The following is a 16,216-nucleotide window of genomic DNA, read 5'->3' as shown; positions in this document are numbered from 1 at the left end:
AACCTCGCGGCCCATGGAGGGAGCTACCAGGCGAAGGCCTCCGGAGACGGTCCCGGGCCCGGGAAGATCTCGTCCAGGCCCGCCAGGACCTCCTCGCTCAGCTCGAGCTCGACCGCGCGGATCGCCGACTCCAGCTGCTCAGCCGTGCGCGGGCCGACGATCGGGCCCGTGACGCCGGGGCGGGTGAGGAGCCACGCCAGGGCCGCCTCGCCGGGCTCCAGGCCGTGCTTCTCCAGCAGGTCCTCGTACGACTGGATCTGGGCCCGCTTGGCCGGGTCGGCGAGGGTGTCGGCGGCACGCCCCGAGGCGCGGCGGCCACCCTTGGCCTCCTTCTTGATGACCCCGCCGAGGAGCCCGCCGTGCAGCGGGGACCAGGGGATCACGCCGAGGCCGTACTCCTGGGCGGCCGGGACGACCTCCATCTCGGCGCGCCGCTCGGCGAGGTTGTAGAGGCACTGCTCGCTGACGAGGCCGATGGTGCCGCCCCGCCGCGCGGCGATCTCGTTGGCCTGGGCGATCTTGTAGCCGGGGAAGTTGGAGGACCCGACGTACAGGATCTTGCCCTGCTGGACGAGGGTGTCGATCGCCTGCCAGATCTCCTCGAAGGGAGTGGAGCGGTCGACGTGGTGGAACTGGTAGAGGTCGATGTAGTCCGTCTGGAGCCGCTTGAGCGAGGCGTCGACGGCACGGCGGATGTTCAGCGCCGACAGCTTGTCGTGGTTGGGCCAGGCGTCGCCGTCCGCGGCCATGTTGCCGTAGACCTTGGTGGCGAGGACGACCTTGTCGCGGTGGGCGGCGCTCTTCGCGAACCAGTTGCCGATGATTTCTTCGGTACGGCCTTTGTTCTCGCCCCAGCCGTACACGTTGGCGGTGTCGAAGAAGTTGATTCCCGCGTCGAGAGCCGAGTCCATGATCGCGTGGGAGTCGGGCTCGTCGGTCTGCGGGCCGAAGTTCATGGTCCCGAGGACGAGTCGGCTGACCTTGAGTCCGGTGCGTCCGAGCTGCGTGTACTTCATGACCCCTCAGCCAACGCCTTCGAGTGCGCTCAAGGCAAGGATGCGCTTCGGGGGGTTGGCTCCCCTGTGGAATCGGGGATTCCGTGCCACCCGGCGGGGCGTGCTGGCGCTCGGCACCGCGGCGGCGGCCACGCCCTGACTGGGCACCGCCCCGGCGCAGGCGGCAGTTGTCGGGCCCGGGGAGTTCGACGAGCTGGGCATCACCGAACTGCGTGCGCTGATGGCCGGCGGACGGCTCGACGCGGAGCGGCTCACCCGCTACTCGCGTTCGGCCTGCCGGTGGGCGTGACGTTCATGGGGACGGCGTGGAGTGAGCCGCTGCTGCTGCGGCTCGCGTACGCGTACGAGCGGGCGAGCGGGGTTCGGCGGGCGCCGGCGTATCGGGGGCCGGATGTGGGGTTCTGACCTCGCGCCTTCTTGCTGACTCCGTGCACAGGGTTTTTCTCAGGGCCGCCGGTGCAGAGTCGCGAACACACCCCGGACGCGGGTGCCGTCAGGGGCGTCCCAGGCTCCGGAGACATGGCCGGCCGCTCCCTCGGGGGCCGTGGGCCGCGGGCGCCGGTGCAGGCGGAGGACCGTGCCGTCCGGGAGGCGGAGTTCGGTGCCGTCCTGGTCGTCGGTGACCTCGGCGGGGCCGGTGGGGAGGACGGGGCCTGCGTAGGAGTGGGTGACCTCGTGGTCGGGGGTGTCGGTGAGGCTCTGGGCCTGGGCCTGGGCGCGGCCCTCGAACAGGGCGAGGAGTTCGGTGCGCAGGACCGGGTCGTGGGTGCCGTCGTAGGCCCAGCGGGGGCCCAGGACGCCGTGTTCCATGGTGCCGATCAGGGCGTGTTCGGCGCCGGGGAGCGGGGCGGCGCGGTAGGTGAGGGGGGCCAGCCAGGCGACGGGTTCGGGGCCGGAGGAGTCGAGGGCCACCATGAACTCGATCCCGACCTCACCCTCCGGGTCGTCCAGCCGGAAGCCGCCGGCCTTGGTCAACTCGGGCGTACCGGTGCCGGTGTACCACGGGCGGGTGGGCAGCCAGGTGGTGAGCAGTTCCAGCTTGCTGGGCTTGAGGGTGGTGTGGTGGATGATCGCCATGCGGTGGATTGTGTCAGTCAGTCGCGGGGGAACTCATCGGTTTTGAGGATGAGGCCGACGACGGTGTCGGTGAGGTCCACGTCCTTGCCGAATGGCACCCTGGTCTCGACCTCGTAGTCGCTGCCCTTGGGGTCGGTGTAGATGTGACACCGCCCCTGATACGGATCCGCGATGACGTAGACGGGGACTTCCGCCGTGGCGTAGGCGGCCTTCTTCGGGCCGTAGTCGTTGGCCGCGGTTCCCTTGGAGATCACCTCGGCGACGAACTCGACGTCCTCGTAGGACCAGTGGCCGCTCTCCGCCTTGGTGGCGCCTTCGGCCATCACCGTCACATCGGTCGCGAATCCGTTGAGGTGCCCCGGGTAGTCGATGCGCACGTCGGACTTCACGCGCTTCCGCGGGTACTTGGTCCGCAGCTGCTCGTAGATGTCCGCGATGATCTCCCAGTGGGTGTCCCGCTGCGGCGACATGTAGACGGTCCCCTCGACGATCTCGACCTTGTATCCCTCGGGGACGGGCATCGTCTCGAGCCGCTCGAACATCTCGTCGAGCGTGCTCGTGTTGTCGCTCTCGGCCATCGCGATCCTGTCTTCAAGGACGGTCATCGTGGCGCTCCTCCCCGGCTGCCCCATGGACAAGCACAGCCGCGCAGTCCAACGATACGCACGCTGACCAGGACACGGAGGGATGACGGCATCTACCTCCACGGTTCCGCCGTCCTCGACCGCACAGCGACATCGACGTGATGGTCGTCGTCGTACAGGACGAGGGAAGAGCAGCCGGTGTTTCAGGAGCCGGTGGCAATCCCCTGTCTGCGTAGAGGCGTTGGTTGTGCGGCCCGTCCTGATCGGTAGGGGTTGCCGTGACCGGTCAACGGTGGCTGCGGGAGCCGTTCGTGGCCGATGCCGGCCACCCTGGCTGACGCCAGGGTGGCATCTCGCCGTGCTTCGGCTCTCCGCTGGGCAGGGACAGCAGCAGCCCCAGCGGGTACAGGCGGCTGAGGCGGATGACGGCTGCGGCGACACCGGAGAGCACAAAAACAGCGATCAGGTGCCATGCGATGCCGAGCGCGATGCAGGCGAATGCCAGGCCCACGACACCGGTCAGCAGGAGAACCAGACCGCAGGTCGTGACCAGCAGCTTCCTGAGGCGTTTCTTGCGGCCGCGTGTTTGTTCCCAGGCGGCGTCGGTGCTGGTCAGGATGTCGATGAGCGCTTTGGCGTAGACCACGTTGAGGAACTGGTCGAAGAGTACTTCCGGCACGATCGCGACGGCGAGCAGCAGCGCCTTCCATCCGCCCCGTTTGGCTGCCCAGACGCGTTCGAAACCCGCGATGCCGGTGACCGCGACCCAGAACCACGGCAGGCCGGGGAATTCCTTGGTGACGGTGTAGTACCCCAGGACGGTGAGGAAGAAGGGGACGAAGGCCACGCTCAGATAGGTGAGCGCCTGCCGGCACAGGTAGGGCAGCGTGACGCGGGTGAGGCCGTAGGCCCTGAGGTTGTCCAGGGCGCCGCGTTGCCACCGCAGCCGCTGGTAGTAGAGCCGGGACCAGGTGGGCATGAGCTCGGTGCCCACGATGCAGGCGCACGGGGAGGCGCAGCGGTATCCGAGGTGTTTGAGTGCGAGGGTCAGTTCGTTGTCCTCGGTCAGCGACTGCACGTCGTAGACGGCGTCCCCTCGGGGCAGGATGTGCTCGGTGCGGGCTCGGTGGACGTGGCGCAGGGCCTTGACGAAGTAGAGGGAAGCGGTGCCGGTCAGGACGTCAGCGCGGCCGTGGCGGCGGTGGAGTTCGCGTGCGTAGCGCACGTACTCGTTGTTCTGGAGATGGCAGACGAGTCGGCGCAGCGGGTAGCCGAAGAATATGGCGCCCACGCCGCCGATGGGTGGGAGGCCGGGTTCCTGCTCGTGCAGGCGGCGGGCCGCCCGGGCGATGAACTCGTGGGACAACGAGGTGTCGGAGTCCATGATCATGACGGCGTCGTCGTCGGACAGCCGTGGCAGCAGTTCGTCCAGCACCTGGTTGAGCGCGCCTGCCTTGGCCTGCGTGTTAGCGACCGATTCGACGACCTTCGCGCCGTGGGCTGTGCTGATCTGAGCGGTGCGGTCGGTGCATCGGTCGGCGACGACGATGACCTCGTCCGCGGGCCTGGTCTGGGCCGCGAGCGACTGAAGGGTCTCGGCGATGAGCGCTTCTTCGTTGTGCGCGGGAACCAGTACGACGATCCGGCCGGGACGGGTCCGGCGGAGGTCCGGTATGTGTCCGGGCAGGGTCAGGCCCTTGGAGGTCAGGGCTCTGTGCTGGCGTACGAATGCAGGTCCCCAGGCCTCTTTGCGCGTTTGCCCCCGCGTCGGCCGGGCCACCAATGGCACCTCGAGCTTCCGGTAGCGCCCATCAACAGAACGAGCTTCCGCGCCGCTCGATCGATGGAGAGGGCGGCGGGCGGGCTCTTGGCGTCGATGAGGGGGCTGTCCTCGTCGTGGCGCGGGGCCACCTGCCGCTTCGGGGCGTCTCCTTGCCCTACAGCCGATTCTCCCCGATCAGGGCCGCCCGGCAAGTGGATCACTGTGGTCGAGTCCTTGTCCCTGCCGGTCAGAAGCCCTTGACGAAGTCGAGGACGTACCACTTGTTCGTGGTGGCGTTGTAGATCGCGGTGAGGAAGTCCCGTTTGCCGGCCGTCGTGGTGAGGGTGACGGTGGGGATGGTGGTGCCCCTGACGAAGATCGAATTGAGGGTGAGGGTGCGGTTACCGGTGGCGTCCTGGATGAGTTCCCAGGTCACGCGTTGGCCGTTGGTGGGGTTGGTGGGTGCGCCGAGAGTTCTGTTGCCCGCCAGGGTGACGCGGAACAGGTCACCGAGGGCCGCGTTGGTGGCGATGGTCGGGGCGTCGGTGAGGGTGACCGGGGCGGGGTTGACCTTGGCGTCGACGTAGTCCTTGCGCGCCAGATGCTCGGCCGAGGTCGGCGCGGTGCCGGAGGAGACGGTGCCTTCGTAGTAGGCGGAGCCGGCGCCGTAGACGAAGCCGGTGGCGACCGTGCCGCCGGCGGTGTCGTTGATGATGTTGGTGCTGCCCGCCAACGACAGGGGTTTCACGTTGCTGAAGTCGCCGAGGGTCGCCGAGCAGCCGGAGTCGACCTTGATCGAGTTGACCGCCGGGCCGGTGGGGGTGTTCTCGGCGAATCCGAGAATGCTGACCGCTCGGGCGCCGCCGGTGACCCAGATGCTGACGTTGGGGCTGTTGTAGGTGAAGGAGTTGAACAGGCCCACACCGATCGCCGCGTTGATCTTCCAGCTGTAGCCGTCGTACCCGGTGCCCCGGTTGACCGCGGATTCGGCGCCGCACCCGCTGAAACTGATGCCCTGGCTCCCGACGCCGGTCACCTCGTAGCCGATGCCGCAGTGGTCGGCGGCACAGCCGACGAAGGAGCAGTAGGCCATCGTGTCCAGACGGAAACCGGCGTTGGTGACGATGTCGGCGTAACAGCCGATGAACGAGCAACTCGTTCCTGCCGCACCTCCGGAGACCCCGTGAATGTCCCAGCCGTGATTGCCGTTGTTGGCCGACGTCACTGCGGTGAACGTGGACACGATCGGGTTGGACAGCTCGATGCCGGTGTTGCCGAAGAACTTCACCGTCACCCGCGAGAACGACAGCGAGACGGTCGCGGGGTTCGCCGACCGCGTCAGCAGAATTCCTTTACCGCTTCCGCTGCCCGGTCCCTGGACGGTGAGGTCCTGGATGGTCAGCCTCGTGACGTCCGAACCCGTGAGGCCGTGGGCCGTGGTGCTGCTTTGCGCGATCACCGACGAGCCGTCACTGACGCCTTGCAGGATCAGGTTGGAGCGGGTCACCAGCGCGGAGGAGATCTTGTAGGTGCCCGCCGGGAAAACGACCGTTCCGCCGGAGGAGGGCACCGCGTTGATCGCGGATTGGATTGCGGTGGTGTCATCGGTGACGCCGTTGGCGGTCGCACCGTAGTCCAGGACGTTGAACCAGTAGCTGGTGGCCATGAGGGTCTCCGTCACTTGCATCGTCGACGCGGGGTGCTGAGCTCGGGCCGGCGGAACGTCGTGTTCGGCGGTCGGCGGTCGGCTCAAGGAGAGGCGATCAGAGCGCCCCGGCACCGCAGCCCGTTCTCCGGGAACGGACTCGGGACCGGCTGCTCAGGGGCAGGCGAGGGCACGATGGCCGACACTCGCCTTCTGATTACACTGAAGATGCGGATGATGACGCTATGTCAGCGTAGTGACTCCGGAACGACCCGTGAAGTCCTTGCGTGGGCGCACATGCGTCCTTCGGCTTGGTGATCGACGATGCCGGTGCGGTGTCCGGCATTGCCCAGCGATCAAGTCGCCGGTACGCCTGGCGCAGGCCGACCCGGATGTCGTGCGGGCGCTGCGCATCCGCACGCTGGGTGCTCACACCGCCTTCCGATGGTCGCGGAAGCGGTGACGGAAAATCCGGCTGCCGAACGATGGGCGCGGCAGCCGTAGGCGTGAGACAAGCAGGCGAGCAGACATGGTCAAAGCGGCCTGGTTGTCACCGCTGAGGCATCCACTTGTCACAAGTACCTGGCTGGCGGCCTTCTGTCACCAGTTGCCCGGATCGGCAATGCGGGGATCGCCTGTCGGACCAGCACGGTCCAGGTGTGGCTGAGCGTGAAGCCGGCGGGGCGGGACAGGCACGGGACATGCGGGCCGGCCGAGGCCAGGGTGGGAGACTGGTGGGGACCGTCGTCATGTCTGCCCCCGCCGAGGGGCCAGGGTGGGCTGGTCGCGCCGGTGGTCGCGCCGGTGGTCGCTCCTGCGGGCTGGGTCCTGTGCTTTCCGGTGGCATGCGTTCGTCGGTTCGCGGGCCCTTGTGGTCTTGCCTTTGTGGGGGACAGGTCATGGCGGAAGAGTGGGATGTCGGCGGGCCGGGTGCTGGGCTGCGGAGGCTGATATGACGGCGCAGGGCTTGACGCGTGCGCTGGCCGCGCTTCTGGAGGCCAGTCACACGGCGCCCTTCGAGCAGCTGCCCGGTCTGCTCGACACCGCGGCGAAGGAGGCCGGTGCGGGCGGAGCGCGGCTGTTCGTGGCAGATCTTCAGGAGGCTGTGCTGCGTGAGGTCACCGGCATGGGCTTGAGCGCCGGCGAAGGTGGCGAGGAGTGCCGGATCGAGGGCACGTTGCCGGGCCGCGCCTACCAGCTCACAGAGATCATGGTGTCGCCCCGCGACGGGGCGTACTGGGTGCCGGTGCGGGACGGCCGCCAGCGGCTGGGGGTCCTGCAGGTCGAGTCCTGTCCTGGCAACGGGGGCAAGCCCGATGAGGACGTGGTGCGGGCGCTGGCGTCGATGGCCGGATTGCTGTTGGTCTCCAAGCGGGCCCACAGCGACTCGCACGCCCGGCTGATCCGCACCCGGCCGATGGGAGTCCCGGCGGAGCTGCAGTGGGCGCTGATGCCGCCGCGCACCTTCTCCGACCATCGGGTGACGATCAGCGCCTTCATGGAACCGGCCTACCAGGTGGCCGGGGATGCCTTCGAGTACGCGGTGGCCGGCGACATCCTGCACCTGGCGGTCTTCGACGCGATGGGTCACGACACTTCCGCGGGCCTGACAGCAGCCCTGTCGATGGCCACCTGCCGCAGCCACCGCCGCGCCGGCGCAACCATCCCCGAAGCCAGCGCAGCCATCGAGAACACCCTGGTCGAGCAGTTCGGGCACAGCCGCTACGCCACCGGCATCCTCGCCGACCTCGAGCTGAACACCGGCAAGTTCAGCTGGGTCAACCGAGGCCACATGCTGCCGGTACTGATCCGCGGCGGCCGCTGGGCCAGCACACTGCACTGCCCGCCGGCCGGGCCGATGGGCAGCGGTTTCAACCTGCCGATCGAACAGAGCACCGAGCAGTTGGAACCAGGCGACCGGCTACTGCTGTTCACCGACGGCATCACCGAAGCCCGCGACAGAGGCGGCCGTGAATTCGGCGTGGAGCGCTTCACCGACTTCATCATCCGCCACCACGCCGACGAGTTGCCTGTCGACGAGACGCTGCGCCGTCTTATGCACGCCGTCATGGACTACCACCAGGGACGGCTGGAGGACGACGCCACCGTTCTGTTCTGCGAATGGCACGGTCCGGGCGCCCCGGTGGGATGAACGGAGGCGGGGCTGTCCAAGCCGTCGCCGGCCGGGCTCGCGGCAGCCGGCCCGGCGTGTGAAGGGCGACAGGCCCGCTTACGTCCGGAGGGCGGCTTCACCGCGCCCCGGCCACTACCGGCATGTGCGTACGGCCGGTCAGCGAGCTGGTGGCCAGCGCACACAGGTACGCGCCCGGCCTTGTCTGCTGGATCTGGAGAGCAGCGACGGTGCGGTGGAGATCAGCGTGTGGGACACATCGGCACTGCCGTCACCGTGACGCCCGGGTCCGCCCCGCCGGAAGGCTCCAGGCCCTGCCCGCACCGCACTTTCAGGTCCCGGGAGGCGAGGGACCGAGGTGCGCGCCGACCAGCGCGAGCACCTTCTCATCGGCGGGCGTGAGCTGCTTGAGCCTCGTACGGACCGCCACCCCCGAGACCCTCGAAAATCCGCTCATCACACCCCAATGAGCTCAACGCGCAGAGGTCGCACATTCGACGGACGAACTTCCACACTCAGTCACACCAGAACACACCCGTGCTCAGTCAAAACCCAGCAGTTCCCACCCCACCGTCAGAAGACGTCGTCTGGGAGCCGAGCTCCGCCGGCTCCGCCTGGCCGGTGGGCTGAAGAGCAGCGAAGCGGCCGAACGACTCATGGTCTCCCAACCCAAGATCAGTCACCTGGAGAACGGCTGTCCGAGGGCGCCTCCGGTTTGGTGTGGAGGACCTCGCGGGCCTGGTCCGCGGCGCGGGTGAGGCTCTCGGAGACGAAGTCGAGGAAGCGGGCGATGTTCTCCAGGCGGGCGGCGGCCGGGGTGCCCGGGCCGAGGACGCCCACGCCCTGGCGGGCGACCTCGGCGACCTGAAGCGTGCCGCGGGCGCTGGCGATCATGGACTGGTACCAGACGTCGTCGTCGACGACATAGCGCTCACGGCGCCGGTCGTCGCGCTCCCGGCGGACCAGGCCCTGGCCCTCGAGGTAGCTGATGGCCTTGGAGATGGACGCCGGGCTGACCTGGAGGCGCTGGACGAGTTCGGCGGCGGTCAGGCTGCCGCCGTCGCTGGTGCAGAGGCAGGCCAGCACCCTCGACATCATCTTGGGCGCGCCCGACTGCATGAGGACGGTGGTGAACGTCTCCTCGTACTCGCGCACGGCCTCGGGATCGCGCCCGTGGGCCGCCCCGGGGGCCTGCGCCGCCCGGGGCGCGGCCTGTCGGCGCCGGTGGGCCCGGCGTTCGGCGGTGCGGTGGGCGAGGTCGGCGCGGTAGGCGGCGGGGCCGCCGTTGCGCATGACCTCGCGGGTGATGGTCGAGGTGGGGCGCTCCAGGCGGCGGGCGATCTCCGCGTAGGCGAGGCCGTCGGCCACTCCCAGCGCGATCTGCTGGCGTTCCTGCTGGGTGAGCCTGCCTCCAGGCATCGTGGTCTCCTTCGTGGCTCCTGTCGCCGCAGCATAGCGTTCACTTCCCATCTATTGCAACGACAGGCAGGCTCTCGTTGCGTTGCTTTCAGGGCGGTTGCAATGAAATTGCCGACTCTACCTGCGCTTATTGTGATTGAGTGCAACAAGTATGTTGCCGGATCTATGAACGCAACGTAGCTTTTCGTTCATCGGAAACAGCGACGAACGCAGGAGCACCTGATGCAGAAGTTCGACACCCCCGCCCCCGTCACCACCGTCATCGACCTCCCCGCCGGACGCGTGCAGCTCATCGCCGCCGACCGCGCCGACACGACCGTCGAGATCCGGCCCGTCGACGCCGACAGGAGCCGGGACACCAAGGCCGCCGAGCAGATCGAGGTCGACTACCGCGACGGCGTCCTGCGGATCGCCGCCCCGGCCGCCAGGAACCAGTACTTCGGGCCCTCCGGCTCCGTCGAGGTCACCGTCCAGCTGCCGGCCGGCTCCCGCGTCGAGGCCACCGCGGCCGCCGCCGGGTTCCGGGCTGTCGGGCGCCTCGGCGACGTCGTCTTCGAGGGCGCCTACGGCCCGGTCAAGATCGACGAGGTGGCCGGTCTCCGCCTGACCGTCGCCGACGGCGATGTCACCGTCGGCCGCCTCACCGGACCCGGTGAGATCAGCACCCGGCGCGGCGACATCACCGTCGCCGAGGCGGTCACCGGCACGGTCGTACTGACCACGCACAAGGGCGACATCACCCTCGGCACGGCCGCCTCCGCCTCCCTGGACGCCGGCACCTCCCACGGCCGCGTCCACAACTCCCTCAAGAACACCGAGGGCGCCGACGCCGCCCTGGCCATCCGCGCCACCACCGCCCACGGCGACATCACCGCCCGCGGCCTGTGACCCGTAGTCCTCGACAAGGAGCTCCCACCATGACCGACCTGGCCATCGCGGCGCACGGACTGCGCAAGTCCTACGGGGACAAAACCGTCCTCGACGGCATCGACATCCAGGTGCCGGCCGGCACGGTCTTCGCCCTCCTCGGGCCGAACGGCGCCGGCAAGACCACCGTCGTCAAGATCCTCTCCACCCTGATCTCCGCCGACGCCGGGCAGGCGCGCGTCGGCGGCCACGACCTCACCGCGAAGGCCCAGGCGGTACGGGCCTCCATCGGGGTCACCGGGCAGTTCTCCGCGGTGGACGGGCTGATCACCGGTGAGGAGAACATGCTCCTCATGGCCGACCTGCACCACCTCTCCAGGAGCGAGGGCCGGCGGGTCACCGCCGAACTGCTGGAGCGCTTCGACCTCGTGGCGGCGGCGAAGAAACCCGCCTCCACCTACTCGGGCGGCATGAAGCGCCGTCTCGACATCGCCATGACCCTGGTCGGCGACCCGCGGATCATCTTCCTCGACGAACCGACCACCGGTCTCGACCCCCGCTCCCGGCACACGATGTGGCAGATCATCAGGGAACTGGTCTCCGGCGGTACGACCGTCTTCCTCACCACGCAGTACCTGGAGGAGGCCGACCAGCTCGCCGACCGCATCGCCGTCCTCAACGACGGGAAGATCGTCGCCGAGGGCAGCGCCGAGGAGCTCAAGCGGATGATTCCCGGCGGGCACGTCCGGCTCCGCTTCACCGACCCGGACGCCTACCGCGGCGCCGCCTCCGCCCTGGGCGAGGCCACCCGGGACGACGAGGCCCTCACCCTGCGGCTGCCCAGCGACGGCAGCCAGCGCGAGCTGCGCGCCGTACTGGACCGGCTGGACGCGGCCGGCGTCGAGGCCGACGAACTGGCCACGCACACCCCCGACCTGGACGACGTGTTCTTCGCCCTGACCGACAGCACCGACAGCGCCGACAGCGCCGACGTCACCCACGTCACCGACCAGCCCAAGGAGACCGTCCGATGAGCAACCTGTCCCTCGCGGTGCGCGACTCGTCCACGATGCTGCGGCGCAACCTCCTGCACGCCCGGCGCTACCCGTCCCTCACGCTGAACCTGCTGCTCACGCCGATCATGCTGTTGCTGCTCTTCGTCTACATCTTCGGCGACACCATGAGCGCGGGCATCGGCGGCGGCGACCGCTCCGACTACATCGCGTACCTCGTCCCGGGCCTGCTGCTGATGACCATCGGCTCCACCACGATCGGTACCGCGGTCTCCGTCTCCAACGACATGACCGAGGGCATCATCGCCCGCTTCCGGACGATGGCGATCCACCGAGGTTCGGTGCTCGTCGGGCACGTCGTCGGCAGCGTGCTCCAGTCGGTGATCAGCGTGGTCCTGGTCGGCGCGGTCGGCGTGGCCATCGGCTTCCGCTCCACCGACGCCACCGCCCTGGAGTGGCTCGCGGCCTTCGGACTGCTCGTGCTGTTCGCCACGGCGCTGACCTGGATCGCCGTAGGCATGGGCCTGATCAGCCCCAACGCCGAGGCCGCCAGTAACAACGCCATGCCGCTGATCTTCCTGCCGCTCATCTCCAGCACGTTCGTCCCGGTCGACGCGATGCCGGGCTGGTTCCGGCCGATCGCGGAGTACCAGCCCTTCACCCCGGCCATCGAGACCCTGCGCGGTCTGCTCCTCGGCACCGAGATCGGCCACAACGGCTGGCTCGCCGTCGCCTGGTGCCTCGGCCTCGCGGTGCTCGGCTACCGCTGGTCGACCGCGAAGTTCAACGCCGACCCGAAGTGACCGTGGGGGCACCGGTACCGGATCAGTCGGCCTCGTAGGGCTCGCCCAGGCCCCACGCCTGGTGCATCGCCTCCGCGAAGGCCGACGCGATCTTGTGCTCGCCGCTCGCGTTCGGATGGGTGCCGTCGTAGGTGTCGTGGTCGATGTCGTACGACGACGGAGGCGACGCCGGCAGCAGGGGCGAGCGGGGCTCGTCCAGGTCCGCGATCGCCTTGGCCAGAAGCTCGTTGAAGCGGGTGACCTCCGTCGCGAAGGGTGCGTCCGACTCCGCCCGGACGTTGGGGATCACCGGGAGGACGACCATCCGGATCCGGGGGTTCGCGCGGCGGGCCTCGGCGACGAAGGCGCGGACGTTCTGTGCCGTCTGTTCCGCGTTCGTGTAGAAGCCGAGGTCGATCAGGCCCAGCGACACCAGGAGCACGTCCGCACGGTGTGCCCGTACCGCCTCGCCGATCAGCGGGACCATGTGCTGCCAGCCCTCGCCCCAGCCGGCCAGGTGGGCCCGGGGGAAGTCGGGATCGGCGTACTCGTACGACGTCGGGGCGTCCGCCGCCTTGTCGTACAGCGTCTCGCGCGGGCCCACGAGGGTGAAGGGGCCGCCGGACGTGTCCCGCAGGTGCTGCCACATCCGGTACCGCCAGGTGTGCTCACCCGCACTCCCGATCGTCATCGAGTCCCCGACCGGCATGAATCTGAGCATCCGCTCATGATGGATCATCCCGAGTCCCGATGGCATGTGAATCCGCCCACGCGAACGGGCTGCGCGGCGGTGGCGACGCCGATGGGTTGCGCGGTCCCGGTTACGTCGGCGGGTGACGCGGTCGGGGTTACGCCGGCGAGCTGTGCGGTTCCGCCACGCGGACGGGCGACGCGGTGGCGGCTGGGTCGGGGGGGGGGGGGCGGTGGCCCCCCCCCTTGCCCCCCCCCCCGCCCCCCCCCCCCCCCCCGCCGGCGGGGGGGGGGGGGGGGGGGGCGCCCCGGGGGGGGGGGGGGGGGGGGGGGGGGGGGGGGGGGGGGGGGGGGGCGGGCCCCCCCGCCTTTCCCCCGACCACGGCCACCGCACCGCCCGCCCACCCGCTCCCACCCGCGCACGCCACCCCGCCCCCCGCCCACCCCCCTTCAACCGAACGCCGGGATGGCAGTCTTGGGGCATGCGTCGACCCTTCGCCCTGCTCGCCGGGATTCTGCTCGTGGGCGGCTTCACCCTGCCCGTCGCCGTGCCCGCCTCCGCCGCCGACGGGGGCGGGAAGGGGGACCAGGGCTTCACCATCAGCGACCCCCGGATCACCGAGTCCAGCGGGCTCGCCGCCTCGCGGCAGCACCCGGGCATCTACTGGACCCACAACGACCAGGACACCGGCGCGTACCTGTACGCCGTCGACAGCGCCACCGGCAAGACCGTCGCCAGGATCACCATGACCGGCGTGGGCACCCCCCGGGACGTCGAGGCCATCGCCATCGGGCCCGGCAACGAGATCTGGGTCGGGGACATCGGCGACAACGACGGGGTCACCTGGCCCTACGTGTGGATCTACAAGCTGCCGGAGCCGAAGGTCCTCAGGGACCAGTCCGTCAAGGGCACCCAGTACGTCGTGAAGTACACCGACGGCTCACGCGACGCCGAGTCGATGGTCGTCCACCCCAAGACCGGGCGCGTCTACATCATCGACAAGCAGGAGGACGGCGGGCATCTCTACGAGGGACCCACCACCCTCTCCTCCTCCGGGACGAACATCTTCAAGCCCGTCAAGGCCGTCGACCTGTGGGCCACCGACGCCGCCTTCTCGCCCGACGGCCGACAGCTCGCCGTACGCGGCTACTTCGGCGGCATCTGGTACGACTGGAACGGCGGCGACATCAAGCGCAAGGGGCGGCTCAGCGTGCCCCTCGGGCAGGGCGAGTCCGTCTCCTACTCGCCCGACGGGACCAAGCTCCTGCTCGGCATGGAGGGCGCCGACAGCGAGGTCGAGGCACAGGACGCGCCCGGTGACGGCGGGTCCAAGTCCCCCTCGGGAAGCGGGAGTTCCTCGGCCTCCGGAAACGAGGGTGGCGGGGACTCCAACGGCACGATCAAGATCGGCGCGCTCGCCCTGGTGGCCGTCGCCGGCCTCTTCGGGCTCCGGCGGCTCTTCCGGCGTTCGTGAGCCGTCGCGCCCGTACGGCGACGTCGCGCCGGTGACATCCCGTGCACATGAACATGTCCAGCGTCTTGACGTGTTCATGTGACCTGTCTTCCATGGGAGATGCAGGGTGATGGGAGCGCTCCCATCGAGTTCCGGCCCGCGCCTCCCGAGAGGAAGCAGCGAACATGTTCCGCAGCTTGCGAAGAGCGCTGTGTGCGGTGGCGGCGGCTCTCCTGGTACCGCTGGGGACCGCTGGTCTTCAGACGGCCGACGCCGCCGAGGCGGCCGGGGCCGGCTACTGGCACACCAGCGGCCGCCAGATCCTGGACGCCTCCGGGCAGCCGGTCCGGATCGCCGGGATCAACTGGTTCGGCTTCGAGACCTCCAACAACGTGGTCCACGGCCTCTGGTCCCGCGACTACAAGTCAATGATCGACCAGATGAAGTCGCTGGGCTACAACACGCTCCGCATCCCGTACAGCGACGACATCTTCAAGTCGGGGGCGGTCCCCAACAGCATCGACTTCTCCAGCGGCAAGAACGCCGACCTCCAGGGACTCAACTCCCTGGGTGTCCTGGACAGACTCGTGTCGTACGCCGGCCACGACGGCCTCAAGGTCATCCTCGACCGGCACCGCCCGGACTCCGGCGGCCAGTCGGCGCTCTGGTACACGGCCGCGGTCCCGGAGTCGACGTGGATCGCCAACCTCAAGGCCCTCGCGACGCGGTACAAGGGCCAGGACACCGTCGTAGGCATCGATCTGCACAACGAGCCGCACGATCCCGCCTGTTGGGGCTGCGGAGACACCGCCACGGACTGGCGGCTGGCCGCCCAGCGGGCCGGGAACGCCGTGCTGTCCGTCAATCCCGAGCTGCTGATCTTCGTCGAGGGCGTGCAGACCTTCAACGGCGTCTCCGGCTGGTGGGGCGGCAACCTGATGGGTGTCGCCCAGTACCCGGTGCAGCTGAACGTGGCGAACCGGGTCGTGTACTCCGCCCACGACTACGCGACCAGCGTGGCCCAGCAGAGCTGGTTCAGCGACCCGTCCTTCCCCGCCAACATGCCGGGCATCTGGGACAAGTACTGGGGCTACATCTTCAAGCAGAACATCGCCCCGGTGTGGGTGGGCGAGTTCGGCACCACCCTCCAGTCGACCGTGGACCAGAAGTGGCTGGCTGCACTGGTCTCGTATCTGCGGCCGACATCGACGTACGGCGCCGACTCCTTCCACTGGACCTTCTGGTCCTGGAACCCCAACTCCGGTGACACGGGCGGAATCCTGAAGGACGACTGGCAGACCGTGGACACCGTGAAGGACGGATATCTCGCGAGCGTCAAGGCGCCGGGATTCCCGGGCGGCGGGAGCGGTCCCGGTGACCCGGGCGACCCCGGCGGGAACACGGCCGCCTGCACCGCCGCCTACACCGTCAGCAGCGACTGGGGCAGCGGCTTCAACGCCGAGGTGAAGGTGACCAACTCCGGTACGACGGCTCTCTCCTCCTGGAAGGTCACCTGGACCTGGCCCGGCTCGCAGAAGGTCAGCTCCATGTGGAACGCGTCGTACACCCAGACCGGCTCGACCGTGACCGCGACGAACGCCTCGCACAACGGGTCGGTCGCGGTGGGCGGTTCGGCGAGCTTCGGGTTCGGGGGAGCGCCGGGAGGTGGAGGTGTGCCGAGTGTGAGCTGCACGGCTGCGTGAGGTCGTGGGACGGAGGTGCTTGGTGCGGGCCAAGTGCCTCCTGCCCAAAGGAGTTTCAAATCTTTCGCTCAGG

The 16,216-nt window shown here is 69.2% G+C and carries 14 protein-coding genes and 1 pseudogene; 7 read left to right on the top strand and 8 right to left on the bottom strand.

Annotated features, from left to right (window positions below; genetic code table 11):
- Nucleotides 1-23: 23 nt before the first annotated feature.
- From ACGFWE_RS31140 to ACGFWE_RS31120, 5 genes are all read right to left on the bottom strand, one after another.
- Nucleotides 24-1,016 (bottom strand): aldo/keto reductase, encoded by a 993-nt coding sequence (locus ACGFWE_RS31140; protein WP_352388743.1) that lies wholly within the window; start codon nucleotides 1,014-1,016, stop codon nucleotides 24-26.
- 444 nt (nucleotides 1,017-1,460) lie between these two features.
- The gene (locus ACGFWE_RS31135; RefSeq protein ID WP_393603234.1) at nucleotides 1,461-2,093 is read right to left on the bottom strand and encodes a 1,4-alpha-glucan branching protein; all 633 of its coding nucleotides are present in this window, start codon (nucleotides 2,091-2,093) and stop codon (nucleotides 1,461-1,463) included.
- A 17-nt stretch (nucleotides 2,094-2,110) separates the two neighbouring features.
- Nucleotides 2,111-2,698: a Uma2 family endonuclease gene (locus ACGFWE_RS31130; protein WP_393603232.1), complete on the bottom strand. Its 588-nt coding sequence runs from the start codon at nucleotides 2,696-2,698 to the stop codon at nucleotides 2,111-2,113.
- 265 nt (nucleotides 2,699-2,963) lie between these two features.
- On the bottom strand, nucleotides 2,964-4,457 hold the full coding sequence (locus tag ACGFWE_RS31125) for a glycosyltransferase (RefSeq protein WP_393603230.1): 1,494 nt from the start codon (nucleotides 4,455-4,457) through the stop codon (nucleotides 2,964-2,966).
- 229 nt (nucleotides 4,458-4,686) lie between these two features.
- Nucleotides 4,687-6,120, bottom strand: coding sequence for a glycosyl hydrolase family 28-related protein (locus ACGFWE_RS31120; RefSeq protein WP_393603228.1), 1,434 nt, complete (start codon nucleotides 6,118-6,120; stop codon nucleotides 4,687-4,689).
- 916 nt (nucleotides 6,121-7,036) lie between these two features.
- Between ACGFWE_RS31120 and ACGFWE_RS31115 the strand changes: the two genes are divergently transcribed.
- Nucleotides 7,037-8,236, top strand: coding sequence for a PP2C family protein-serine/threonine phosphatase (locus ACGFWE_RS31115; protein ID WP_393603226.1), 1,200 nt, complete (start codon nucleotides 7,037-7,039; stop codon nucleotides 8,234-8,236).
- A 310-nt stretch (nucleotides 8,237-8,546) separates the two neighbouring features.
- Here ACGFWE_RS31115 and ACGFWE_RS31110 read toward each other — a convergent pair whose 3' ends face one another.
- Nucleotides 8,547-8,672, bottom strand: a complete 126-nt coding sequence (locus ACGFWE_RS31110; protein ID WP_393603494.1) for a hypothetical protein — start codon at nucleotides 8,670-8,672, stop codon at nucleotides 8,547-8,549.
- 130 nt (nucleotides 8,673-8,802) lie between these two features.
- Between ACGFWE_RS31110 and ACGFWE_RS31105 the strand changes: the two are divergent.
- Nucleotides 8,803-8,910, top strand: a pseudogene (locus tag ACGFWE_RS31105) (helix-turn-helix domain-containing protein); the annotation flags it as partial.
- On the opposite strand, the gene ACGFWE_RS31100 reads toward ACGFWE_RS31105, so the two are convergent.
- Complete coding sequence (locus tag ACGFWE_RS31100) at nucleotides 8,891-9,634, bottom strand: helix-turn-helix domain-containing protein (protein WP_393603224.1); 744 nt, start codon at nucleotides 9,632-9,634, stop codon at nucleotides 8,891-8,893. The pseudogene ACGFWE_RS31105 and the gene ACGFWE_RS31100 overlap by 20 nt on opposite strands.
- A gap of 222 nt (nucleotides 9,635-9,856) precedes the next feature.
- Between ACGFWE_RS31100 and ACGFWE_RS31095 the strand changes: the two genes are divergently transcribed.
- From ACGFWE_RS31095 to ACGFWE_RS31085, 3 genes are read left to right on the top strand one after another with little or no spacing between them, the layout of a single operon-like run.
- A complete protein-coding gene (locus ACGFWE_RS31095) occupies nucleotides 9,857-10,522 on the top strand; it encodes a DUF4097 family beta strand repeat-containing protein (protein WP_393603222.1) in 666 nt (221 codons plus the stop codon).
- Nucleotides 10,523-10,551: 29 nt separating this feature from the next.
- Nucleotides 10,552-11,535 (top strand): ATP-binding cassette domain-containing protein, encoded by a 984-nt coding sequence (locus ACGFWE_RS31090; RefSeq protein WP_393603220.1) that lies wholly within the window; start codon nucleotides 10,552-10,554, stop codon nucleotides 11,533-11,535.
- Nucleotides 11,532-12,317, top strand: a complete 786-nt coding sequence (locus tag ACGFWE_RS31085; RefSeq protein ID WP_393603218.1) for an ABC transporter permease — start codon at nucleotides 11,532-11,534, stop codon at nucleotides 12,315-12,317. Before ACGFWE_RS31090 ends, ACGFWE_RS31085 begins: the two co-directional genes overlap by 4 nt.
- Nucleotides 12,318-12,339: 22 nt before the next feature.
- Here ACGFWE_RS31085 and ACGFWE_RS31080 read toward each other — a convergent pair whose 3' ends face one another.
- Nucleotides 12,340-13,017 (bottom strand): SGNH/GDSL hydrolase family protein, encoded by a 678-nt coding sequence (locus ACGFWE_RS31080; RefSeq protein ID WP_393603216.1) that lies wholly within the window; start codon nucleotides 13,015-13,017, stop codon nucleotides 12,340-12,342.
- A 451-nt stretch (nucleotides 13,018-13,468) separates the two neighbouring features.
- On the opposite strand from ACGFWE_RS31080, the gene ACGFWE_RS31075 reads away from it, so the two are divergent.
- Both ACGFWE_RS31075 and ACGFWE_RS31070 read left to right on the top strand, forming a co-directional pair.
- The gene (locus ACGFWE_RS31075; protein ID WP_352388729.1) at nucleotides 13,469-14,461 is read left to right on the top strand and encodes a WD40 repeat domain-containing protein; all 993 of its coding nucleotides are present in this window, start codon (nucleotides 13,469-13,471) and stop codon (nucleotides 14,459-14,461) included.
- A gap of 164 nt (nucleotides 14,462-14,625) precedes the next feature.
- Nucleotides 14,626-16,143, top strand: coding sequence for a cellulase family glycosylhydrolase (locus ACGFWE_RS31070; RefSeq protein WP_393603214.1), 1,518 nt, complete (start codon nucleotides 14,626-14,628; stop codon nucleotides 16,141-16,143).
- Nucleotides 16,144-16,216 lie beyond the last annotated feature (73 nt).

The organism is Streptomyces sp. NPDC048523, from assembly GCF_043199815.1.
GTDB lineage: Bacteria > Actinomycetota > Actinomycetes > Streptomycetales > Streptomycetaceae > Streptomyces.
This window is presented reverse-complemented; position numbering and strand designations above follow the sequence as displayed.